The organism is Providencia sp. PROV208 (assembly GCF_028479465.1).
GTDB classification, from domain to species: domain Bacteria; phylum Pseudomonadota; class Gammaproteobacteria; order Enterobacterales; family Enterobacteriaceae; genus Providencia; species Providencia alcalifaciens.
In genome coordinates, this window is record NZ_JAMPNS010000021.1 from 37,532 (window position 1) to 59,834 (window position 22,303).

Sequence of the window (22,303 nt, forward strand, 5' to 3'; positions counted from 1 at the left end):
TATTGATTGATTTAATTTATTACCAGAATGTTATTCAATTATATAAACCGTTATGAATAATCTAATTCATTGATTTTAATTTAAATTTTAAATTTCCCCATCAGATGGGAAACTCATCGAGTTTTTGACGTGTTTCTAGGGCGTAGAAATGAGGCGTTGAGTGGGTTAATTGTTAGAAGTGTGATGAGTGGCATAAAGCCGTTATTTTGTTAATGTTTGTTAAGTCATTGCCATATGACTCACGTTTTAGATGCTTCTAGGGAAGGTTTCATTTACTTTTTCTTTATTAAAGAGCAGATGAAATGAATATAAATGCCAATATTCTTAGGTCTCTTTCGTGATTTATATGGATTAAATCTTAATAGGTAGTTTTTATTCCTATTTTATTTCTATCATCGAAACAAGATGTTATTTTAACCTATTGTATTATATTGAAATTTAAAATTATTTGAGCGATTTAAAAGTGGAGAAGCATCTCTGGTGTAAATGTTTTTCATTGAGGGATTCGTTATGATAGGAACTGATCCAGATATCTTAATTAGGGTATTTAAAATGAAGAAAACCATTCGCCAAGTTACTTTTGATTTATTACGTCAGTTGGACATTACCACTATTTTTGGGAACCCAGGCTCGACAGAAGAGACATTTTTAAAAGATTTTCCGAGTGATTTTCGTTATATCCAGACATTACATGAAGCTTCGGCGGTTGCTGCTGCGGATGGCTATGCCCAAGGTATGCGTAAAGTGGCGATGGTCAACTTACATACCTCCGCTGGGCTCAGTAATGGTATGAGTAACATCCTGACTGCCTACATGAATCGCACTCCACTGATTATTACTGCCGGAAACCAAACCCGTGAAATGTTATTAATGGAGCCGTGGTTAACCAATATTGAGCCTGAAACGCTACCCAAGCCTTGGGTCAAATGGAGTTATCAACCGGCTCGTGCAGAGGATGTACCTGCGGCATTTATGCGGGCGTATGCGATGGCTCTCCAGCCGCCAGCAGGACCTGTTTTCCTTTCCATTCCGCTGGATGATTGGGACAAGCCTGCGATTGCTCAAGAAGCCGTTGTACGCGAAGTTTCACAGCGGATTGGTTATGATCCCGCTCGCTTACAAGCCTTTGCGGATGCGCTTAGCTCGGCGAAAAATCCGGTACTGATCTATGGTTCTGCAATTGCTCGAGGTGAGGGTTGGGAGGCTGGAATCGCATTAGCTGAAAAGCTCAATATTCCTGTGTGGGCGGCTCCGGCTTCTGAACGTCCACCATTCCCTGAAACGCATCCTCTGTATGCCGGAGGACTGCCTTTTGCGATGGGTCCATTATCCGATAAGCTGAAAGGACACGACTTGGCGTTAATTATTGGTGCGCCGGTATTTCGTTATTATCCTTATGTGGCAGGAAGTTATCTTCCTGATGGCATGCGTTTATTGCATATTACTGACGATCCTATTGAGGTAGGAAGAGCGCCTGTTGGGGATAGTTTACTCAGTGATGCAGTATTGGCAATTGAAGGGTTAACACAGCGTGTGAAAGCGCGACCTGCGCCAAAAAATAGCGTGGAAAAGCAATCACATGGTATGGCTCCACACCCAGCCGCGCCGGAAGTAAAAGGTGATTCTACTGTTTTGAGTGCAGCACAGCTGTTTAAAGCGCTGAGAGAAGTTTCTCCGAAAGAGACGATTCTAGTTGAAGAGTCGCCTTCCAATCTTGGCGAACTCCATCGTGAATGGCCGATTGAATCGCCGGATTCTTTCTATACCTTTGCCAGCGGTTCGCTAGGGTGGAATTTACCTGCGAGCGTGGGAATTGCATTAGCGGAAAAAGACAGTGGACGCCATCGTCCGGTGATGTCAATTATAGGTGATGGTTCGATGCAATATTCTATTCAAGGGTTATGGAGCGCCGCTCAACACAATTTACCGATTGTATTTGTAATCCCGCGAAATAGCGAATATGCGATTTTAAAATCATTTGCCGTGTTAGAAGAAACGCCGGGGGTTCCGGGTCTGGATATTCCAAACTTAGACATTGTGGCGTTAGGTAAAGGTTATGGTTGTACCGCGCTAAAAGCCACAACGATTGATGAGGTAAAAGCGGCTTGCCGTGACGCATTTAACCGCCAAGGACCTACCGTGATTGAAGTGCCTATCCTGCCTCAAATTCCACCGTTGATTTAAAATAAGGTGAAGATTGAATCATAACCTTTAACGTGAAATCCCCTAATATTGAGAGAATTAGGGGATTTTTTTATTAAACTTAGTGCTTCACGAGGGTGGAGAAGTAATACACTAAGGGGACTGCGAGAATCCATAGGCTGATTGGAATTTCACGCCACTTGCCTGCTACGGCTTTAATTAAGATATAGAACAGTAGCCCGCCAGCAATACCTGTACCGAAACTGTTTGCGATGAGCGTAATCATCACCATCATGAGTACTGGTAGGCCGTCAGTAAAGTTACCTAAATCAACTTTGCGTAATCCGCTAAACATATTTAAGCCGATTAAGATTAACGCGGGTGCGGTTGCTTGCGCTGGGATCATTAAAGCAATTGGCGTAAACAGCAACATCAGAAGGAACATAAATGCTGCCGCCAATGCGGTCATCCCTGTTTTTCCTCCCGCTTCAGCCGCGGCGGAAGATTCAATTAAAGCCGTTGCCGCAGGAATACCGACTAAAGGACCTAATGCCGCCGCAATGGAGTCCACAATAAAGGGTCGGTTGATATTCGGCATATTACCTTCTTTATCCAGTAATCCAGCCTCGCCACCCACCGCTAATGTCGTACCCATGGTGGAGAAAAATTCAGCTGCAAAAAAGACGAACAAGAACGGTAAGAACGCGATATTGAGTGCGCCGATTAAATCCACTTGTCCCAAAACAGGGGTAATTGAGTGGGGCACGCCGATAAAACTTTCTGGTAATTTAGTGACGCCGAAAGGAATCCCTAGCAAAGTGGCGAATAAAATTGCCCATAAAATCCCTCCCGGAATACGGCGAGATTGCAGTGCAATCGCGACAAAGAAACCAGCAAGTGCGACTAAGGCGCCCGGAGAGAGAAAGTCGCCAAGCATTAACGCATTCGTTTTTGGGTTAGCGAGGACTAAGCCTGCGTTACGAAAACCCAGTATCGCCACGAACAAGCCAATCGAGGCAGTTAAACCGAGCTTGATAGACTGTGGAACTGAACGGGTAACCACTTCACGTAAACCGAATTTGGTTAACAGGAAAAATAAAATCCCAGACCAACACGCGATACCTAAACCGATTTGCCAATCAATCCCTTCGCTGCCTGCGAGAGTGACCCCGACTAAAACGGAGCCGCCAATGCCGGGACCCACAATAAATGGTAGATTGCCATAAAATGCCATTAAGAGGCTGGCTAATACAAATACGATGATAGTGCCAGTGGTCGCCGCGCCTTTATCCATTCCGCCTGCGGCTAATAATCCCGGAATAACCACAAGTAAATAGGCTGCTGCAAGGAACCCAGTGATTCCAGCTAGGCATTCTGTTCTGATTGAACTACCCCGTTCACGCAGTGCAAAACGTCTTTCTAACCAACTCCCTGATGTTGGCTGATGACGAGAATTGTTAGCCATTAATTGGCGCTCCTATCATTATTTTTTATATGGTGAGTATGTTCATGACGTTCTAAGACGGCATTGACAATTTGGCGGGTGGTACCGCAAGTTAATCCTAAATCAGTTAAATGAGGACCTGCATTACATGCAAGGCAGGTGCCTTCAATCGCTTTGAACACGCGATACGGTGGTTCCCAATCGGCGATTTGGCTACTTAATTCTCTCAGTTGGCGAAATTGGGCAGCAAGCTCAGGCGCTGGTAATTCAGATAGCATGCCCGCAATTGGCATGGCGACATGGGCTAGGACTTTACCATCTTGGACTAATGCCATACCGCCACCACTTTCAATCAGTAAGTTGGCTGCCATTGCCATATCGTTTGCATCCCGCCCGAGTATCACAAGGTTATGGGAATCATGAGAGTAGCTGGTGGCAATGGCGCCGCGTAATTCACCCCATCCTTTTAACAAGGCAACTTGAGGTTTGGCATCATGGCGACCATGACGGTGTTGTACGCGGATTAAACTAAATTCGTCAGGGAGTTGTACTATGCCATCTTTCACCTGTACATCCACTTCCCCCCATTGGGTAAAGCGAGCACCACTAATATGGCGTAATCGCGCTGTGCCATTTCGTAAATCAGTGAGTTGAAGTTGGCAATCTTGTGCGGAGATTGGCGCTAAGTGCATGGTGTCGCGTGGTGGTAAAATCGTATTTTCGGGCGCGATTGAGCGGGTAAGTTGCCCATTTTCTGCCACTTTTTTACCATCAACGTACACTTTCTGAGCGTTTAAAGTTTCCAGTGAATTTAACACAACTAAATTTGCTCGACGACCAGCGGCAATCAGACCAAGGTCATTGCGTTGCAAGCGAATGGCGCCATTGAGCGTCGCAAAGCGCAAGACATCTGTGGCTTGCAGTCCGTGTTCAATCAGCAAATTCAGTAGGGCTATCACGCCCCCTTTTTCAATCAGCATATCCGGTGGAACATCATCGGTACACACGGTAATTTGTGATGATAGATGGGGAAGTGTTTGTAAGGCTGCGACAATTTCAGGTAATAAATAAGGGTGAGAACCTCGAATTTCGAGCGTCAGCCCTGCACGTAGTTTTTCGAGAGCATCTTCAGCAGAGGTGAGTTCGTGATCTGATGTCACGCCAGCGGCAAGGTAAGCTTGTAAATCAGCGCCTTTTAATCCACGCGCATGACCTTCAATGATTTTTCCTGAATTTAATCCGGCATCGAGGATTTCTTCCATGCGCTCACTGCCATGCAACACACCAAACATATCCATCACTTCTGCGACACCACGCACCTCTGGCCAACTGAGCATGGTAGACATTTCTTGTCCTGCAAAGTCTGCCCCTGACATTTCTAAGCCGGGTGTTGATGGTACCGAAGATGGTGCAGCAACCATGACATCCAGAGGTAGATTACGGCTAGCATCAATAGCATAACGTACCCCTTCCAGCCCAAGTACGTTCGCCAATTCATGGGGATCCCAAAATACTGCAGTGGTGCCTTGAGTGAGGACAATTTCAGCGTAGCGAGCTGGGGGAAGATGGGAGCTTTCTAAATGAACGTGAGTATCGATGAAGCCGGGAGAAATAAACTGCCCCGATAGGTCGTGAATTTCATGGCTATCCGTACGACTTCCCGTCGGATGGACACTCGCAATCAGCCCTTCAGTGATACCAATATCGGCAGGGCGAATTTCACCTGTGACCATATCGATGATATTGGCGTGGGTAAGCAAAAGGTCAAAGGGAATTTCCCCTTTTGCGGCCTGAACGGCACGACGTCGAGTTTGATTTGTTAGCTTCATAAAACACCATCTTCAAGATTTATGTCGCTACTTTATGAGTAAGGCAAACGTTTGCCAAGATGATAAAATTTATCAGATCATAAAGAGAGGTTATAATGCAGAGCATAATGATAAGAATAACTATCCATTTAAGTGAGGAAATCCAATGACTGAGCCATGGCAGCGTCTTCCTGCATTAACCTTAAAGCAGTTGCAATATTTTGTGACCCTCGCTCAGTTGCGCCATTTTACCGAAACAGCGAACCGTCTCGCCGTGAGCCAGCCTGCGCTGAGTAGCGCGTTACGGCAAATTGAAACCGTGATTGGCGGTAAATTAATTAACCGTACTGCAGCCTCTGTCACATTGACCGAATTGGGCGCGGCGATTTTACCTCATGCGGAGCGTATTTTAAGTGTGTCGCATCGTGGGTTTAGCGATATTCAGAAAATTATTGAAGAGGGGGGCGATGGCACATTACGTATTGGGCTGGTGCCTTCCGTGAGTTCGTTATTATTCCCGATGATTCCTGAGCAATTACAGCTATATTTTCCTAAGTTGAATGTGGAATTTTATGACCAAACGAATGACTCACTAGTGAATAAATTGGTCAATAACGAAATTGATTTTGGCATCGGGGTTTTGGATAGTTCAGTTCCTGAAGAATTAACGCTGTACCCACTTCAAGATGATCCGTTTGTGGCGGTGATCCATCGTGATGAATTTATTTCTGATAATGCATTTCACTTACCTTGGAAACTATTAAATAACCGTGATATTGCGATGTTTTCAAAAGGAAATATTCACCGATTGGTGACGGCAACGATTGAAAGTAATCGGCTCAATATCAACCCTCGTTATCAAGTCGACTATATAGAAACCTTATATGGTTTGGTCAGGTCGAAATTGGCAATTGGCATTCTGCCTCAGTTATATACCGTTCATTTACGGGATCCTGAGCTTAAAGTTTTACAATTACAACAACCAGCTCTGACGCGTTCAATTTCGCTAATGCGTAACAACCAAACATTGACGCCGATGATGGAATCGGTATTTCAGCTATTATTTAAAGTATTAAGACGCTCGCATACTCATAAGTATTAATTCGACAGCATAAATCTAAATATAATTTACCGTAATACATGGTGATTGTTTGATTTATAACAAGTGAAGAGTGTTAAGCACTAATCGTAAAACTATTTTTATTCAAATGAATAAGATTATTGCCCTTGATTGTTTATTTTTTGGTCGCATATCTAGGTGGTCAATAAGATGTTGGGGGAATAAATGAACGCTATATTGAAAGTCAGCCTACTCACGACAGCCATGCTATTGGTGACAGCCTGTGGCGATCTGGACATTATGGGGAATAAAGGAAAGTTTTATTATAGCAATCCAACAGAAAAAACAATTTCATTTAAAGTTGATGGCAAAGAGTATCGCGTTGAACCTAACCAATTTGGTTCGGTTGCATTAGCGAGTGGTGAGCATACTCTGGAAGATGCACTCGGTCATACAACTACTTTTATGGTATTTGAGCACAACTCTGGCGGGATATTAAACCCGAATCACGGGGTATATTATACTTTTTCTGAAGTGTATACCGACCAACATGACTATAAGGGATATCAGCCCACCCAGTATGATGTCACTATTTATGGACATGAATTAACGCTACCGATTAAAAGTAGCAATGCGACTGTCATTGATGGCAATTTATTTCGTTGTACTTATCCGATTGGAAAAGCTTTGCCGGGCGCGGTAAATAAGCAATACAAGCAAGAAGATATTAAATCGAAATGTTTTGATCAGTCTGAATTGATTGAATATTTCGCGAATGTGCACGACCAAAATTTAGTGCCTAACACCCCTCAAAATGAAGAAAATAATTCAATTAGCCAGCACTTAAGTTATCAAGTGCCGGAAGTCACGTTTAGTGACCCACAGGTGCAAACTGTCGCGAACGAGATTGTGGCATTAACGGAAACACTAAAACATGCTGATAAAGTCGATATTCATCAAGATTTGAATAAACAATATCACCAATTAACGGTTCAGCTTGTTGAAACGTTCACACAAAGCCCATCCAGTCAGATTGCGGCGGAATATATAAAGTTAAATAAGTTTATTAAACAGATTAATCAAATCCGAAATTACGGAGTGTGGGTGAGATAAGTATATTCCATTAAGTTTATGTGAGTGTTTTGATAATTAAGAATTTGCTTATAAATTAAACAGAGTAATCTTATGTGATATCCCGATGAAACAAGGAAACTAATCGATAGTTTCATTAGGATAATATGATAAGAGGCTCGGTGATGAATTTATTTAAAACGTCATTTTTTACTACGATATCCGCTATTTTTGTATTATTTTTTTCCAATGTTTCGAGCGCGACATCAGTTATTGAACCAATTAAAGATCCTGAAGTATTAGACTTGGTTTTTATTTTAGATAAAAGTGGTTCTATGTCGGGTTTTGAGTCTGACACAGTGGGTGGATATAACAGCGTACTGACTGAGAACAGAAATAAAGCGAATAAAACCTTTATCACGACAATTTTATTTAATAATAAAACGAGTTTACTACATAATAGAGAACCTATTGATAAAGTTAAAAATCTTACCTTGAATGATTATTCTGTCGGGGGAAATACCGCATTATTAGATGCGATTGGTGATAGCATTATTAAGATGCGTGAGAATAGAAAAATCACCAAGAATAATAATGTATTGTTTGTGATTATTACCGATGGTGAAGAAAACAGCAGCACTAAATATAGTCAAGCTAAGATTAAATCGATGATTAAATCCGCTGAAGTTGAAGATAAATGGGACTTTATTTTCTTAGGCGCCAATATTGATGCAATTGCTGAGGCTGACAATATTGGTATCAAGCGTTCAAATGCGACTGGCTATGTTCAGGATGGCACGGGTTACGATAAAGCGTATAAAGCAGTGAATAAAGCCGTAGAAGCTAAACAGAGTGCTGCACCAATATCAGAGGAATGGAAACAGGAAGTTGAGCAAGACGCGAAGGATCGTAAAAAATAATAAGACAATAACTATTTTAGTTTATAGAAAAAAGCTAAAAGCCCCGAGCTGACTATCGGGGCTTTTTTTATGGCATTATTTTGTGGATTTCAATGCCGAAAATAATCCTTTGGCGAGCTGATCTTCAGCGGATTTAATTCCCGGTAAAACGAAATAGTATCCCCCGCCAAATGGCTTGATGTAACGCTCGAGAGGTTCACCATTTAAGCGTTTTTGGGTATCAATAAAGCCGGTTTTTAAATCTTTTTGATACGAAACAAAAATGAGCCCCATATCCAATGCGCCGTTATCGGTTAATCCTAAAGAATAACTGTAACTGCGGCGGCGTAATTTTGCAGTATGGCGACTTGGGTTTCTTGGCTCCGCACGACGCATATGAGAGTCAAATAGCACGCGATCGCCGTGAGGATCTTTCTCGAAAGCGGGATCATCCATCTCATGCTTCATACCCATTGGTGCGCCAGTTTCTTTATGGCGTCCAAAGTCATTTTCTTGATCTTCCAGTGGTGTTCTATCCCAGAATTCAAGATTGAAGCGAATAAGGCGAACGGCTTGGTAGGTACCGCCAATACACCATTGTGGCTCTTTGCTGTCTTCGGTGACCCAAATCAGTTCATTCATCAACGCATTATCATCTGAAGGCGCATTTCCGGTGCCATCTTTAAAACCGAATAAATTGATTGGGGTAGTGTGTCTGTCGATATCCCGTGACGGTAGGAAACCATCGATTTTCCATAGGGGGAACCAATAAGGCGAGGTATGGCGCAATACATCGCGTAGGGCATAAATCACGCTTTCTTGACTATTCGCACAAATTTGTAGGACCACATCTCCACCACACCATTTGTCTTCTAGGCGGTCATTCGGGAAGCTGGTCATTTCCACCAATTGGCGTGGCTTTAGCTTCTCTAACCCAAAACGTGAGTCAAACAGGCTATCTCCCAAAGAAACGGTGATACTCAGAGAATCTGGCTGGATGAGCGTTCCTAAAATACCGGACTCCGCAGGAGGCATTTTATCATTCTGATTTGGCGAGGATTTTTGTACTTGCGTTAGAAAGGCAATGCGTTGAGTTAATAGATCAAACAGCGATTGCAGCTCATCAATGGATGTCGATGTAATATGAAACGCAATAAACGAGGCATGCTTTTGTTCAGGGGTAAGTACCCCAGCTTGATGAGAGCCTAAGTAATTGATGCTTTTATCATAAGTCAGTTGGCAATCGGCAATCGCCGCTTTAGCGCTGAGGGCGGGTGCGGCGAGAATTGCGCCACCCATGACTAATGTTTTCAGTGCATGGCGTCGAGAAATATTGGTCTGAGAAAAACGGGAAGAATCTAACTCGTTTTTTGGTTTAGCTTGCATAAACTTATGCCTTAATATTTATAGTAAACATCAACATCTAACTGAGCGCGCAATGTGGCGAGTAGCTCAGCTTGTTGCGTTAACAGAGAATAGAGTGTCATTTTGTCTTGTTGTTTTAGTTGGCTATAAGGTGCGTATTGCCCTTTAGCTAATTGATATGACTGCACTATTTTATTAATTTTCTGATCATTTTCTTTTATTTGATCAAGAGTTTTGGCTTCAACAAATGGGCTGATAACATCGATGATCACTTGAGAGCCTTTGGCATTCGCCGCCATATCGAAGAGATCTGTTTGGCTATAGATATTCTCTTTACCTGACAATTTGGTCTCAAGGATCATTTCGATAAAATCAGCAGAAGCTTGAACCAACTTAGGAATTTCAATGGTTTCGTTCAGTACACGTTTTTGCAGATCACGGCCTTTGAGTAATAGCTCATCAGAGGCGGGGAGCGCTGCTTTTAAATCTTGCTGAGAGAATAATAGATATTCAACAAGGTGGAACCCGACAAAGCGGTAATCTTTTTCTTTATCCAGAAAATAATCTGCACGAGAATTGATGGTACGGTCAGTATTGCCAAATAACACAATGATTGGGCGTACCGTTTCATAGTGCTGGTGAGCTTGGATATAGGCTGCTTTAGCCTGTGCCAGTTGACCTTTCTGTATACTTTGATTGAGTTTCTCTAACTGCTCGACCATTTCACTTAACTCCTTATTGACAAAGGTTAAGTATTCTTGAATGGCTGGTTGATATTTTTCGGGGGTGGGAATATCGCCTTTGGCAATAATGATATTATCCCCCGTTTGCACTGGGGAGCGCAGGGCTTTGCCGTGCGCAGTGGATACCATTAATGAGGCAAATATCATACTGATTGCTAATCTAGAGGTTTTACGCATTTTGTAAGTTCCGTTTAGCGGTATGGCGTTTGTTCCACATAAATAGTGCGATGATCACAATCCAGTAGATAACAAATGTGATGACACTTAACCAAATGGGCTGTGAGCGATACGCAAAGAATGATGAGATAAAGTTTCCTGCAACGCCAGAATCATCCAGTAATGCACTCGTATCCCATGCTGGATAGATTAAAAATTCAGGGATTGGATAATCAAATTCAATCATTAAGTTTGAAATTTCTTCGACACCCCTTAGCAGTAAAGATAGGGCGAGAAACAACAAAATCACGCCTGTGACTTTGAAGAAAATCTTCCATGAAATGATGCGGTTAGTTAATAAGAATGCGTATAACGTCATACCTGCAATGACAATACCAGCCGCCACTTCAAAGATAAATTCATTCGCGTTTGCTGACGTTAACGACATGATAAAGCTAGAGAGGAACACGACGATTTCGCTGCCTTCACGCGCAATGGCGATGGCAATAATCAGTGTTGCACCCCACCAACTGTGATGTTCGGCATTACGATTAATACCGGATTCCAGCTCTTTTTTCATCGAGCCGCCACTTTTATTCATCCAATAAACCATTTGGACAATCAATATGCAGGCGAGGATCTCCATGACTATCATGAAAATCGATTGACCGGTGTCATCAAGGACATTGAAGACACCGTAAATGAGTAATGCCAGTAAAATGGACATGGCAATACCTAACCCAACCCCGCCCCATAGGTACTTCATACCATTTCGAGCGTCTGGGTGGCGTTTGATCCACGCGTAGATGATACCGATGACTAATAGCGCTTCAAAACTTTCACGCCAAACTACAAAGAGAACTTGCCCCATGTTGGATCCTACTCTTTAGCAATGATCTCGCCTTTTGGGTGAGAAAGATGGAAATCGTCGAAAAATGTGTAACTACCTGGTTTTAACTGTGCAATAACAACAACAGAGCTTGCGCCTGGCGCCAATACTTTCTCTTTACGTAGTTGTAAGCTTTCAAATTCTGCGGGTTCAGTGCCAGTATTGGTAATTTTGATGCGAATAATGGTTTTGGCTGGTACTTCGAGAACGCGAGGGATTAAATCCCCATTCTTCATTTCTAATTCAACCGTATATTTTTCGGCACTTAATGCGGATTGCGAAAATAATGCGCAAATAAAAACCAGTAAAAAGCTGAGTAATGTTTTCATTGTTGGCTCAAACTTATTGAAATTGAGAGTTTCTTACTAGCGAAAAAGGGCTCGCGCGGAATATTACCCCCGCGAAAGCCCCCAGCGCATCATTGAAAAACTAGTAGCTGCCTTTACGACCTATGCCTGCATAGTCAAAGTCCCAAGAGACTTCAAACGGTTCAAACCAAGGTGCAACGCCTGTTTCTTTATCAATGTGACGACCGAAAGCGGCTTGTTGGTTATGTGAAGGCGGGTAAATTTTGTAGGTTACGCGATATTTACCGTTACCGTTCAGTTTAATGTTTTCACCATAGTGAGGACCATCGCTAGCCACCATCGGCATAAAGGTGCCTGACTGGGTCTGTGGTTTATCACCCAGTTTTGTGACGGTATATTCAACGGTTAAGTAAGGCATCCAATCGCCTTCTGCAAAGCCATTCGGGTTCTCTTCTACGGCATGAATGTCAGCTTCTAAGTGAACGTCGGCTTTATCCGCAGGTAGGTGCGCCATTTTGTGGTGACCTTCTTCGGTATCCATGGTGATAGGTTGTAAATAAACACCTTGGATTTCCATGCCGTTTTTAATGACTGGATGACCGAGAGGATATTCTTGTGCAAAGGCGGATAGAGAGAATAAGGCTAAGCCCGAAACGGCTGACTGATAAGCGAATTTCATTATGACATCCTTACCTGAATGAAGTTAGAAACATAATGATAATCATTACTATTAATGAAAAACAAGCAGAATGTTTTAATGGATAGTTAAATTTACCCTATGAATATATTTAAATTTAATATTAATCAAAGTGTTAATGTTTCCTTTTTTAGACATAAAAAATAAGTATTAGAAAGGTGATGTTGTTCAGACTCTCTAGTGGGTTCCACATGTTATAGTCAAAACACTTTCTCTCTTTTCTTGGGCACAAAGCCGAGGTTTTGGAAATGCAAAAACGTTATTTGGATTGTTCCGCTTCTGAAATTGCAAAACTCAATAAGAAGAATTTATTGGAGGCGATTAAAGCGAGTGAAGGTCGGCTATTGGTTAGCGAAACGATTGGAACCATTCAACCTGTTCTGATGAATGTCACGAATGCAGAGCTAGCGGCAAGTCAAGGTGCAGATATTCTGTTACTGAATGTCTTTGATGTGAATCACCCGGAGATGCAAGGGTTACCTGAAGGTACCGCGCCAGATGAAATTATTCGTACCCTAAAACATTTAACTGGGCGTGCTATTGGCGTCAATTTAGAACCCGTTCCCGCAGGCTTTAATAATCCGCATCAAGATAAACAGTGGCAAATATCGGAAGGGCGTTTAGCAACGGTAAAAAATGCGCTGAAACTAAAACAGATGGGCGCAGATATTATCGTATTAACAGGCAATCCGGGTAATGGTGTTACTAACCAAGAAATTAACCAAAGCTTAAAAGAGTTAAAAGCGGTGGTGGGGGAAGATGTTGTGCTTATTACGGGGAAAATGCATGCAGCTGGGGTATTGAATGCGTCCGCCGAACAGCTTATTACGGAAGATGATATTCAGTCTTTTATTAAGAGTGGGGCTGATATTATTTTACTGCCTGCACCGGGCACGGTACCGGGTATTTCATTGGAATTTGTGCAAAGAATGGTGAGTTATTGCCATTCACAACGCGTGATGACCATGACAGCGATCGGGACTTCTCAAGAAGGGGCTGATCTGCAAACTATTCGTCAAATCGCGTTAATGTGCAAAATGGCAGGCACGGATTTACATCACATCGGTGACTCCGGCTATAACGGAATTGCTTTACCGGAGAATATTTTGAATTACGGCATTGTGATTCGAGGTGTCAGACATACTTATGCTCGTATAGCTCGTTCAATTAACCGTTAATATTTTGCTGTTTATCCCAGAGGAATTCCCGCGTGATTTAGGGCGTGGGATTCCATTCAAAATGACATTCATATCGCTAAAAAAATATACAATTCCCGCTATACTTCAGGTAAAATCCAGCCCATTTTTTAAAACAATATCTATAACACAATAAAAGAAGTGAGTTATGTCGCAAAATACGAATTCAGTGCCAAAGATTGGCTTTGTTTCACTTGGCTGTCCAAAAAACCTCGTTGACTCAGAGCGCATCTTAACGGAGCTGCGCACTGATGGTTACCAAGTCGTTCCAAGCTACGACGATGCCGATTTGGTTATCGTGAACACCTGTGGCTTTATTGATAGTGCAGTTCAAGAATCGTTAGAAGCTATTGGTGAAGCATTGAATGAAAATGGTAAAGTGATTGTGACTGGATGTTTGGGCGCGAAAGAGAACCAAATCCGTGAAGTTCACCCAAAGGTGTTAGAAATCACAGGTCCACATAGTTATGAGCAGGTGCTCAATCATGTCCATCATTATGTTCCCAAACCAGAGCATGATCCGTTCTTTAGTTTAGTGCCAGAGCAAGGTGTGAAATTAACACCAAAGCATTATGCCTATTTGAAAATTTCGGAAGGTTGTAACCACCGTTGTACTTTTTGCATCATCCCTTCTATGCGAGGCGACTTAGATAGTCGTGCCATTGGTGATGTATTAAATGAAGCAAAACGTTTAGTGGAATCAGGCGTTAAAGAATTACTGGTCATTTCCCAAGATACTTCCGCTTATGGTGTGGATGTGAAACACCGAATGGGATTCTGGGATGGTAAGCCAGTGAAAACTAGCATGGTCGGGCTATGTGAACAGCTAGCATCGATGGGCGTTTGGGTTCGTCTCCATTATGTTTACCCATATCCACATGTTGATGATGTGATCCCATTAATGGTGGAAGGCAAGGTGCTGCCTTATTTGGACATTCCTCTTCAACACGCAAGCCCAAAAATTCTAAAATTAATGAAGCGCCCTGGCGCGGTCGAAAGAACCTTAGAACGCATCAAGCGCTGGCGTGAAATGTGCCCAGAATTGACATTACGCTCGACATTTATTGTTGGTTTCCCGGGGGAAACGGAAGAAGATTTCCAAATGCTGCTGGATTTCTTGCAAGAAGCGAGATTGGATCGTGTGGGTTGCTTTAAATACAGTCCTGTTGAAGGGGCAAAAGCCAATGAACTGGCTGATCAAGTACCGGAAGATGTGAAGGAAGAGCGTTATCACCGCTTTATGCAGCTACAACAAGAGATATCCACTCAGCGTTTACAAGAGAAAGTTGGGCGTGAGCTATGGGTGATTGTTGATGAAGTTGATGATGAAGGTGCCGTTGGTCGTAGTATGGCGGATGCGCCAGAAATTGACGGAATGGTGTACCTCAATGGTGAGTTTGATGTGAAGGCAGGGGATATTGTTAAGGTGCTGATTGAGCATGCTGATGAATATGACCTGTGGGGCACTGTTGTCACTGAATAAAAAACGTTCTATCATCTAGTTCGAAATTTAGCCTGCGAGTCATATTCGCAGGCTTTTTTCGATATGCCCGATCAGTTTGGGTTTTTTCTATTTTTCAAATACTTGATCTATATCATCCCGCCAAAATCTATCAAATCATAACTTGATCTAGGATATAAAACTTAACTGATAAGTTGACATAATCAAAGAGAATACTTATCGAAGAATAAGGTTGATTATGACTATAGATTTTACAATTCCCAAACTCGCACAGCTTACAGAAAAATCATCATGCTCTATTAATCCAGAGTTATTGATACAACTGGCAAGTGATACCATCACCGATGGCTTATCGTCTATCCATGATTTCGACATTGAAGGGATGTTGCTGGATAAATATGGTGAAACCTTATGGGCTAGCCGTAAATCAGAGATCTCAACTAAGTTTCCATCGGGGATATTTTCTCAAATGCAGGTCTGCACTCTCGATGACCAGCCAATTCACTCACAAGGAAATACCTATTACTTCGCGCCTATTTATGACGAAAAACATCTGTTAGCCACACTTATCTTACGTGGGGATTCGATGAGTAGTAAGTTACTTTTAGCACTCACACTGGCTTTAGGGCGGGAAATCAGTGAGAAGCTGAAGTGTCACTTTTACTGGCAAAAGCTTTCAAATAAGACCCAAGGGCATAATCTGTTCCATGATTTGAATATTCATGAAGTGGAAAAAGCGCTTATCATTGAGGCTGCATTGGCTTATGGTGGAAAAATTCAGGAGATGCACCAAGCATTAAATATGGGGCGTACAACGCTCTGGCGAAAGTTAAAGCAATATCAGATTGATATTCGAGAATACAAGCTATAGCCCTGCTAGATAAAAAAAGCTTCTACTGATTCTCTGCAAACAATGCCGAAAATGTTCGAAGCATTCAAATCACACAGCCTTACGGTAATCACTAAGCCTAACATATCAATTTATTGATTGTGGGCTCAGTCACGCCTGATGGCGAAACTATAGAGAAGAAATGAAAAAGAGCTAAGATTATCAACTTAACTTGATGGTAAGTATGTTGATCTTAGTCTTCATTTTTTAGAAATTGGTCTTAACGTAAGATTATAGATTTTTATTTCAATAAGATTGCATACTTATAGTGTGAGTGTGTGGATATGGATGGATATATAGGTTTATATACCATTTTAAACTAAATATATTAATTTAATAATTAGCTATAAATAAGTCTTCCATTATTGATAACTAACGTAATAATTTCCATGTATAAAAATGATAGTTCAACTTATTTTATTTACCACTATTGGCTAAAAAATAGTTATCCTATGCTCATTAAATAAATAAGCGTAAATAGCATGGATTAATAGTTATTCTGAATTTTTTCTTTAAGTTAAATAATAAATATAAATAAAAATCTAATTTTAGTTATATTTTTATGGGTATTTGATAAGGAATAAAATGCCTGATGATTCTAGGCATGATCATCAGGCAGGAGAGATCTGGTGAATAAAGTCATTAAGTGTTTGCTGAATAAGTATTAATATATTCATACTCTTGGATTAATTGAGGTAATGACTTTATTCCTAGTTTTGTATAAATATTAGAGCGATGCACTTCTACGGTTCTTGGTGATAATGATAACTTTTCAGCAGTTTCCCTACTGGTATTCCCGTCTAAGATCATATCCATGATTTCACGTTCTCTGGCAGAGAGTCGATCAAATTTGTCCGATAAATAAATATATTTTTTATGATTTTCATTTTGTTTTTCGAAGTGCTCATTAGCTCCTTGAATAGCGCTTAGAAACGTTCGATCATCTAATGGAAATGCATAAAAGTCAAAGGCACCAGCTTTAAAGCAGTCTCGGCACAGTGTCGCAGATGCTTCTGGGGCAATGACGATAACGGGTACAATGGCTAAAGATTGAGTAATGTTTTTTAATTTATTAATATAACTTGAGTTATTGTCTACAAATAATAAGATACAATCCTTTGCATTCTCCTCTTTAGGGTAAGTATAAGTACTAATAAATACCTGTTCGTCATTATAGAATTTAAAAATAAAATCAAAAGATTCCATCTTTGATTTCAGTTTATTCTTAAAGACATTATCATTTTCAACGATTACATGAATGGCGCTATTCATCACCAAACTCCTGTTAAACGGATTTGACATTCAAATTAACATAGTTAAATAGGATGAGAATAATTTACCGATGAAAATGGTAATGTATTTTCAACTATTCTTTTTTATAGATTATTGCTGAACGTAAATGATATTAAAAAAAGAACTTGCCTAATTTTAATATAAAAAAGAAACAAAAGTTAAAGTATGTGTCAAAACGTAACATCTGTTTAATGTTTTGTAACAATATAGAATTTTAAACTTGGCTTACGATTATTATGTTTTCTAGATAACACGAAAATAATGTTATTTAGCTAAGTAATAATATCGCAAATTGGTAGTCATAAAAAGCACTATTAGCAATTTTATGAAATTTTATTAATCATCCTATGAAATATTTTTATCTTTTTTTAAATTTATCACCAGAAAATTAAAATTTGTCTCAGTCAAATAGTACTGTCACTCAAAAATGAGTGAATACACGTAATTGAACGTTTAAAAGTATTGCATAATTTACGTATATTTTATTAAGGGAAGTGTTTAAAGGAGTTAAGTGGCGAGGTTATTCTCATTATAGTTTGCACATCAACCTACACTCTTTCATTTATTGGCGTATTATAGAGGCAAATTGGTCATACTTTCAGACGGATAAATTATGTTGCTGCGTTCAGGGGTAGCATTGGCTATCTTTTCCTACATCCTTTGGGGGATAACCCCGCTGTTTTATCGACTGTTACCTGATGCTCAAGCCATGGAGTTGCTGGCTCAACGATTGATCTGGTCTATTCCCTTTTTATTTGTTATTCGATTACTTATCAAAAACAAATCATTATGGAAGCAAGTATGGGCGGACAAACGCTCGATAGTGTTATGTCTTTTTAGTTCTTCCATTATGGCGGTGTCGTGGACGACATTCACTTATGCCTTAACGCACGGGCAAGTACTTGCCGCGAGCTTGGGCTACTTTATTAACCCGCTATTTTCCATCTTGCTTGGCGTGATTTTTTTACGGGAACGTTTGGTCTTTGCTGAAAAGTTGGCTGTCGTGTTTATTTTTTCGGGAGTGGTTTACCAAATTATTCAATATGGCGAGCTACCTGTTTTAGCTTTAGTGATGGGGAGCGCATTTGCGGTTTATGGATTGATCCGCAAATTTATCCGCTTTGATGTCATTACGTCTCTATTCTTGGAGGCCTTATGGCTATTACCACTGGCAGTCGGTATCACTTGGTGGTTATCGGCCCATGGTATCAGTGCAGTAGCAAACGGGGATTGGCAAACGAAAATACTCTATATGCTAGCGGCACCTGTTACTATCATTCCACTCTTGTTCTTTACCGCAGCTATTAAGCGCACAACGTTGACGGTTATTGGCTTAGCACAGTATATAGAGCCAACCATTCAATTCTTATTAGCGGTGTTCCTGTTTAATGAAGTGTTCGACTGGGTTAAAGGTGTGAGTTTCACCCTTATTTGGATTGGTTTACTATTCTGTGTCTTAGCGTTGTTGCATAAGCGCTATGGCAAGGGATCTCGCCGCCAACCGTATGTGACGGGGCGTGATGAGCCACCACAAATTTAGCCTGTAATTTTAATCGATTAGCGTTATTTCCTAGCCGGTGTATTGCCTATTGGCTTTTCGATGATAGTCAAGGCAAACGATTGCGTATATAATCCCAACCATCTTTTTATACATTATCTTTTTAAGCAGCAAAATTAATCTCTTGGGATATAAGGTCATTATCATGAGCCAATTAGGTACTGCACTTTGTTCTAGCGCGACAAAAGTTATGCTTCTCGGATCTGGGGAGTTAGGTAAAGAAGTGGCGATTGAGTGCCAGCGTTTAGGTATAGAAGTGATTGCGGTCGATCGTTATGACAACGCACCTGCTATGCATGTTGCTCATCGCAGCTATACTCTCAATATGCTAGATGGCGACGCATTGCGGCAGTTAGTGGCGAGCGAAAAACCGGATTTTATTGTGCCAGAGATTGAAGCCATTGCGACAAAAACCTTGGTTGACTTAGAGCGACAAGGGCAGAAGGTTGTACCCTCTGCGAATGCTGTTTACCTCACGATGAATCGTGAAGGAATTCGCCGTTTAGCGGCTGAAGAGTTGCAACTACCCACCTCTGAATACCGTTTTGTAGAAACCAAAGCGGACTTTGAAGCTGCTGCCCATGAAATTGGTTTCCCATGTATTGTCAAACCGGTGATGAGTTCTTCAGGCAAAGGGCAGAGCGTGATCCGTTCCGCGGAGCAGTTAGACAGTGCGTGGAACTACTCTCAAGAAGGCGGTCGAACGGGTCAAGGACGCGTTATCGTCGAAAAGATGGTGAATTTCGATTTTGAAATTACGTTATTAACTATCAACGCGGTAGATGGCGTTCATTTTTGTGCGCCAGTGGGCCATCGTCAAGAAAAAGGTGACTATCGAGAGTCTTGGCAGCCACAGACCATGAGTGACGTTGCTTTGAAAAAAGCGCAAGACGTGGCGAAAAAAATCGTGACAGCGTTAGGGGGATACGGTTTATTTGGTGTGGAATTGTTTGTTTGTGGGGACGAGATTATTTTTAATGAAGTCTCTCCGCGCCCTCATGATACTGGCATGGTAACACTGATTTCCCAAAATCTTTCTGAATTTGCTTTACATGTTCGCGCTTTTTTGGGCTTGCCAATTGGTTCTATTCGCCAATACGGTGCCAGCGCATCGGCGGTTATTTTACCGGAACTTCATAGTCGTAATGTGGTTTTCACGGGAATCGATGAGGCATTAAATTCTGATATTCAATTGCGCTTATTTGGTAAACCGGAAATCGCGGGAACTCGCCGTCTAGGTGTGGCATTGGCGATTGGGGATTCGATAGAGCAAGCGTTAGAGATGGCGAAAGTGGCGGCGGCCAGAGTGAAAGTAACAGGTTAGTGATTATCCCCCGCCTGTTGGGTTTTGGCGGGGGATTTTTAGGGTGATTATTGTCTATCTTCAATAATCATCGCGGCAGCGCGTTCCGCAATCATAATGGTTGGTGCATTGGTATTGCCACTTGGAATTTCAGGCATCACGGAGCAGTCCACCACGCGCAGCTTATTTATTCCGTGAACACGAAGACGTAAATCAGTGACGGAATTTGCAATATCGGTACCCATACGGCAAGTACCAACTGGGTGGTATACGGTTTTACAGAAATTACGTACAAATTCTTCTAATTGACCCTCATCATGCTGAACTTGGGCAGGTGGCATCAACGTATTTTTACTGACAGCTTGTAATGATGGCTGGCTTAACACATCTAAACCAAATTTTACCGCACGTTTGCAACCCTCCATATCTTCAGGATCAGCTAAGTAATTGGCATGAATTTTTAATGGGTCTTGCGGGTTTTGGCTACGCAGTAAAATTTTTCCGCGAGACTTAGGTTGTAAGTAACCGACTTTCAGTGAAAAACCATGAGCGGCGGGTAGAGGCTCTCCCGGTACATCATCCCAGCTATCTAAAATAGGTAAAAAGTGAATTTGCACATCAGGGCGGCCTTGGTTACAGCTGTCTTTAAAGGCGGCGCCTTCTAAAACGTTAGAGGCGAGTAGCCCACTGCGAAATGCCATCCACTCAAAACCATGCTTGATAGCGGCAAAGCCTTGGTCTGCACCAAATAAGCTGATGGGTTCTTTGGTGGTGACGTTGATGGACATGTGTAGGTGATCATGAAAGTTTTCGCCTACCGGTAAATTAGCCACTGTTTTGATCCCTAAAGCGGAAAGGTGTTCTTCTGGTCCGATACCAGAGAGCATCAATAACTTCGCGGATCCCATTGCGCCGGAGCAAACCAGCACTTCTTCACGAGCAAAGGCTTCGACTTCGTGACCATTTTTACCTTGGTAAGCCACGCCAACCGCTTGTCCATCGCGAATAATAATGCGATTAACTTGGGTATTAAGTTTGAGAGTTAAACGGTCGCTATTTGCCACTGATTTTAAATAGGTTTTGGAGGTGCTTGCTCTTTCCCCATTATGTGTGGTGGTTTGATAGAAACTAGTTCCTTGTTGGCTCTCGCCATTCAGGTCATTAACGTAAGGTAAACCATGTTCTTGAGCCGCTTGAATGAATGCCATAGAAAGTGGATGGCGATAGCGGTTTTCGCTAACGGGAAGGGGTCCTTCAGTGCCGTGGTATTCACCCGTTAGGCTTTCGTTGCGTTCGGCTTTTTTAAACCACGGTAGAACATCTTGATAACCCCAGCCTTCACAGCCGTACTTTTGTTCCCAGTTATCGTAATCTTGTTTTTGCCCACGAATGTAGATCATACCGTTGACGGAACTACTGCCTCCCAGCACGCGACCCTGAGCAATTTGCATTTTGCGGTTGTTGGCATGAGGTTCTGGTTCGGTTTCATAGGGCCAGCTTTTTTGGGCAATAATTTTTGCGACCCCTGCAGGCATACGGATAAACATGTGGTTATCGCTACCGCCTGCTTCAATGAGCAGCACGCGAGCTTGGGTTTCTTGGATCAGGCGAGCGGCGAGAACACAACCTGCGGAGCCTGCACCGACAATAATATAGTCATATTTTTGTGTGCTCATGTTCACTCTCTTATCTAAATTAACATCAAATCATCATTTATTTAACAATACCCTCTTGAATTATTAATGTATAAATAATGTTCCGTTAGTGTGATTGGCTTCAAAAATAATTTCCTATGTAACTATTTTTGATTTTCTCTATTTATTGTTATTTAAGGAGTAAATATTTATTTTTCGATTTTAGCTCTTAATCTTTATTGTTATTAATAAGTTAATGTTTTGCATTTTTGACTACTTTTAGTGCTAGAAAGTAAGAATAAAAGTGCAGTCCCATAAAGGAATTGCGTATTGTCTGATACCCATTTTTGTGACTTTGGGAGATTCTGAGTGCTCGATAAAAATGA

18 protein-coding genes are annotated in these 22,303 nt (G+C 41.6%); 9 read left to right on the forward strand and 9 right to left on the reverse strand.

Annotated elements, in window-relative coordinates:
- Positions 1–510: 510 nt before the first annotated feature.
- Positions 511–2,184 carry a benzoylformate decarboxylase gene (gene mdlC / locus PR766_RS16055; RefSeq protein ID WP_230083770.1) on the forward strand — a complete coding sequence of 558 codons (1,674 nt, stop codon included), beginning with the start codon at positions 511–513 and terminating at the stop codon, positions 2,182–2,184.
- 79 nt (positions 2,185–2,263) lie between these two features.
- On the opposite strand, the gene PR766_RS16060 is transcribed toward mdlC, so the two are convergent.
- Together PR766_RS16060 and PR766_RS16065 are read right to left on the reverse strand one after the other, a co-directional pair.
- Entirely contained in the window at positions 2,264–3,607 is a 1,344-nt protein-coding gene (locus PR766_RS16060) for an NCS2 family permease (RefSeq protein WP_036961529.1), read from the reverse strand.
- Entirely contained in the window at positions 3,607–5,415 is a 1,809-nt protein-coding gene (locus PR766_RS16065; protein WP_006661030.1) for an adenine deaminase, read from the reverse strand. The genes PR766_RS16060 and PR766_RS16065 overlap by 1 nt, the downstream gene beginning before the upstream one ends.
- 145 nt (positions 5,416–5,560) lie before the next feature.
- Here PR766_RS16065 and PR766_RS16070 point away from each other — a divergent pair, with 145 nt between their 5' ends.
- The 3 genes from PR766_RS16070 (at position 5,561) to PR766_RS16080 (ending at position 8,445) form a co-directional block, all read left to right on the forward strand.
- On the forward strand, positions 5,561–6,496 hold the full coding sequence (locus PR766_RS16070) for a LysR family transcriptional regulator (protein ID WP_006659359.1): 936 nt from the start codon (positions 5,561–5,563) through the stop codon (positions 6,494–6,496).
- A 183-nt stretch (positions 6,497–6,679) separates the two neighbouring features.
- A complete protein-coding gene (locus PR766_RS16075; RefSeq protein ID WP_006659358.1) occupies positions 6,680–7,567 on the forward strand; it encodes a hypothetical protein in 888 nt (295 codons plus the stop codon).
- 143 nt (positions 7,568–7,710) lie between these two features.
- Positions 7,711–8,445 (forward strand): vWA domain-containing protein, encoded by a 735-nt coding sequence (locus PR766_RS16080; protein WP_036961538.1) that lies wholly within the window; start codon positions 7,711–7,713, stop codon positions 8,443–8,445.
- 75 nt (positions 8,446–8,520) lie between these two features.
- On the opposite strand, the gene efeB is transcribed toward PR766_RS16080, so the two are convergent.
- From efeB to PR766_RS16105, 5 genes are all read right to left on the reverse strand, one after another.
- Complete coding sequence (gene efeB / locus PR766_RS16085) at positions 8,521–9,810, reverse strand: iron uptake transporter deferrochelatase/peroxidase subunit (protein WP_006661033.1); 1,290 nt, start codon at positions 9,808–9,810, stop codon at positions 8,521–8,523.
- 11 nt (positions 9,811–9,821) lie between these two features.
- Positions 9,822–10,709, reverse strand: coding sequence for an EfeM/EfeO family lipoprotein (locus PR766_RS16090; protein ID WP_154630415.1), 888 nt, complete (start codon positions 10,707–10,709; stop codon positions 9,822–9,824).
- Positions 10,702–11,559 (reverse strand): FTR1 family iron permease, encoded by an 858-nt coding sequence (locus PR766_RS16095; RefSeq protein WP_006659354.1) that lies wholly within the window; start codon positions 11,557–11,559, stop codon positions 10,702–10,704. Before PR766_RS16095 ends, PR766_RS16090 begins: the two co-directional genes overlap by 8 nt.
- A gap of 8 nt (positions 11,560–11,567) precedes the next feature.
- Positions 11,568–11,906 carry a cupredoxin domain-containing protein gene (locus PR766_RS16100; protein WP_154636205.1) on the reverse strand — a complete coding sequence of 113 codons (339 nt, stop codon included), beginning with the start codon at positions 11,904–11,906 and terminating at the stop codon, positions 11,568–11,570.
- Positions 11,907–12,006: 100 nt separating this feature from the next.
- Positions 12,007–12,564 (reverse strand): iron transporter, encoded by a 558-nt coding sequence (locus PR766_RS16105; RefSeq protein ID WP_154636206.1) that lies wholly within the window; start codon positions 12,562–12,564, stop codon positions 12,007–12,009.
- 266 nt (positions 12,565–12,830) lie between these two features.
- Here PR766_RS16105 and PR766_RS16110 point away from each other — a divergent pair, with 266 nt between their 5' ends.
- The 3 genes from PR766_RS16110 (at position 12,831) to PR766_RS16120 (ending at position 16,111) form a co-directional block, all read left to right on the forward strand.
- On the forward strand, positions 12,831–13,760 hold the full coding sequence (locus PR766_RS16110) for a DUF7916 family protein (protein WP_006659351.1): 930 nt from the start codon (positions 12,831–12,833) through the stop codon (positions 13,758–13,760).
- Positions 13,761–13,926: 166 nt separating this feature from the next.
- Positions 13,927–15,261, forward strand: coding sequence for a 30S ribosomal protein S12 methylthiotransferase RimO (gene rimO, locus PR766_RS16115; RefSeq protein ID WP_006659350.1), 1,335 nt, complete (start codon positions 13,927–13,929; stop codon positions 15,259–15,261).
- A 217-nt stretch (positions 15,262–15,478) separates the two neighbouring features.
- A complete protein-coding gene (locus PR766_RS16120; RefSeq protein WP_154636207.1) occupies positions 15,479–16,111 on the forward strand; it encodes a helix-turn-helix domain-containing protein in 633 nt (210 codons plus the stop codon).
- Between the two features lie 660 nt (positions 16,112–16,771).
- Here PR766_RS16120 and PR766_RS16125 read toward each other — a convergent pair.
- A complete protein-coding gene (locus tag PR766_RS16125; protein ID WP_154636208.1) occupies positions 16,772–17,401 on the reverse strand; it encodes a LuxR C-terminal-related transcriptional regulator in 630 nt (209 codons plus the stop codon).
- A 634-nt stretch (positions 17,402–18,035) separates the two neighbouring features.
- Here PR766_RS16125 and rarD point away from each other — a divergent pair.
- Entirely contained in the window at positions 18,036–18,962 is a 927-nt protein-coding gene (gene rarD / locus PR766_RS16130) for an EamA family transporter RarD (protein ID WP_036978602.1), read from the forward strand.
- A 163-nt stretch (positions 18,963–19,125) separates the two neighbouring features.
- Positions 19,126–20,304: a formate-dependent phosphoribosylglycinamide formyltransferase gene (gene purT, locus PR766_RS16135; RefSeq protein ID WP_036961552.1), complete on the forward strand. Its 1,179-nt coding sequence runs from the start codon at positions 19,126–19,128 to the stop codon at positions 20,302–20,304.
- 47 nt (positions 20,305–20,351) lie between these two features.
- Here the strand turns inward: purT and PR766_RS16140 are convergent, their stop codons facing one another.
- Positions 20,352–21,959, reverse strand: a complete 1,608-nt coding sequence (locus PR766_RS16140; RefSeq protein ID WP_006661039.1) for a GMC family oxidoreductase — start codon at positions 21,957–21,959, stop codon at positions 20,352–20,354.
- Positions 21,960–22,303 lie beyond the last annotated feature (344 nt).

Coding starts and splice junctions, on each gene's coding strand:
- mdlC (WP_230083770.1), top strand. CDS start 511: ATGATAGGAACTGATCCAGATATCTTAATTAGGGTATTTAAAATGAAG.
- PR766_RS16060 (WP_036961529.1), bottom strand. CDS start 3,607: ATGGCTAACAATTCTCGTCATCAGCCAACATCAGGGAGTTGGTTAGAA.
- PR766_RS16065 (WP_006661030.1), bottom strand. CDS start 5,415: ATGAAGCTAACAAATCAAACTCGACGTCGTGCCGTTCAGGCCGCAAAA.
- PR766_RS16070 (WP_006659359.1), top strand. CDS start 5,561: ATGACTGAGCCATGGCAGCGTCTTCCTGCATTAACCTTAAAGCAGTTG.
- PR766_RS16075 (WP_006659358.1), top strand. CDS start 6,680: ATGAACGCTATATTGAAAGTCAGCCTACTCACGACAGCCATGCTATTG.
- PR766_RS16080 (WP_036961538.1), top strand. CDS start 7,711: ATGAATTTATTTAAAACGTCATTTTTTACTACGATATCCGCTATTTTT.
- efeB (WP_006661033.1), bottom strand. CDS start 9,810: ATGCAAGCTAAACCAAAAAACGAGTTAGATTCTTCCCGTTTTTCTCAG.
- PR766_RS16090 (WP_154630415.1), bottom strand. CDS start 10,709: ATGCGTAAAACCTCTAGATTAGCAATCAGTATGATATTTGCCTCATTA.
- PR766_RS16095 (WP_006659354.1), bottom strand. CDS start 11,559: ATGGGGCAAGTTCTCTTTGTAGTTTGGCGTGAAAGTTTTGAAGCGCTA.
- PR766_RS16100 (WP_154636205.1), bottom strand. CDS start 11,906: ATGAAAACATTACTCAGCTTTTTACTGGTTTTTATTTGCGCATTATTT.
- PR766_RS16105 (WP_154636206.1), bottom strand. CDS start 12,564: ATGAAATTCGCTTATCAGTCAGCCGTTTCGGGCTTAGCCTTATTCTCT.
- PR766_RS16110 (WP_006659351.1), top strand. CDS start 12,831: ATGCAAAAACGTTATTTGGATTGTTCCGCTTCTGAAATTGCAAAACTC.
- rimO (WP_006659350.1), top strand. CDS start 13,927: ATGTCGCAAAATACGAATTCAGTGCCAAAGATTGGCTTTGTTTCACTT.
- PR766_RS16120 (WP_154636207.1), top strand. CDS start 15,479: ATGACTATAGATTTTACAATTCCCAAACTCGCACAGCTTACAGAAAAA.
- PR766_RS16125 (WP_154636208.1), bottom strand. CDS start 17,401: ATGAATAGCGCCATTCATGTAATCGTTGAAAATGATAATGTCTTTAAG.
- rarD (WP_036978602.1), top strand. CDS start 18,036: ATGTTGCTGCGTTCAGGGGTAGCATTGGCTATCTTTTCCTACATCCTT.
- purT (WP_036961552.1), top strand. CDS start 19,126: ATGAGCCAATTAGGTACTGCACTTTGTTCTAGCGCGACAAAAGTTATG.
- PR766_RS16140 (WP_006661039.1), bottom strand. CDS start 21,959: ATGAGCACACAAAAATATGACTATATTATTGTCGGTGCAGGCTCCGCA.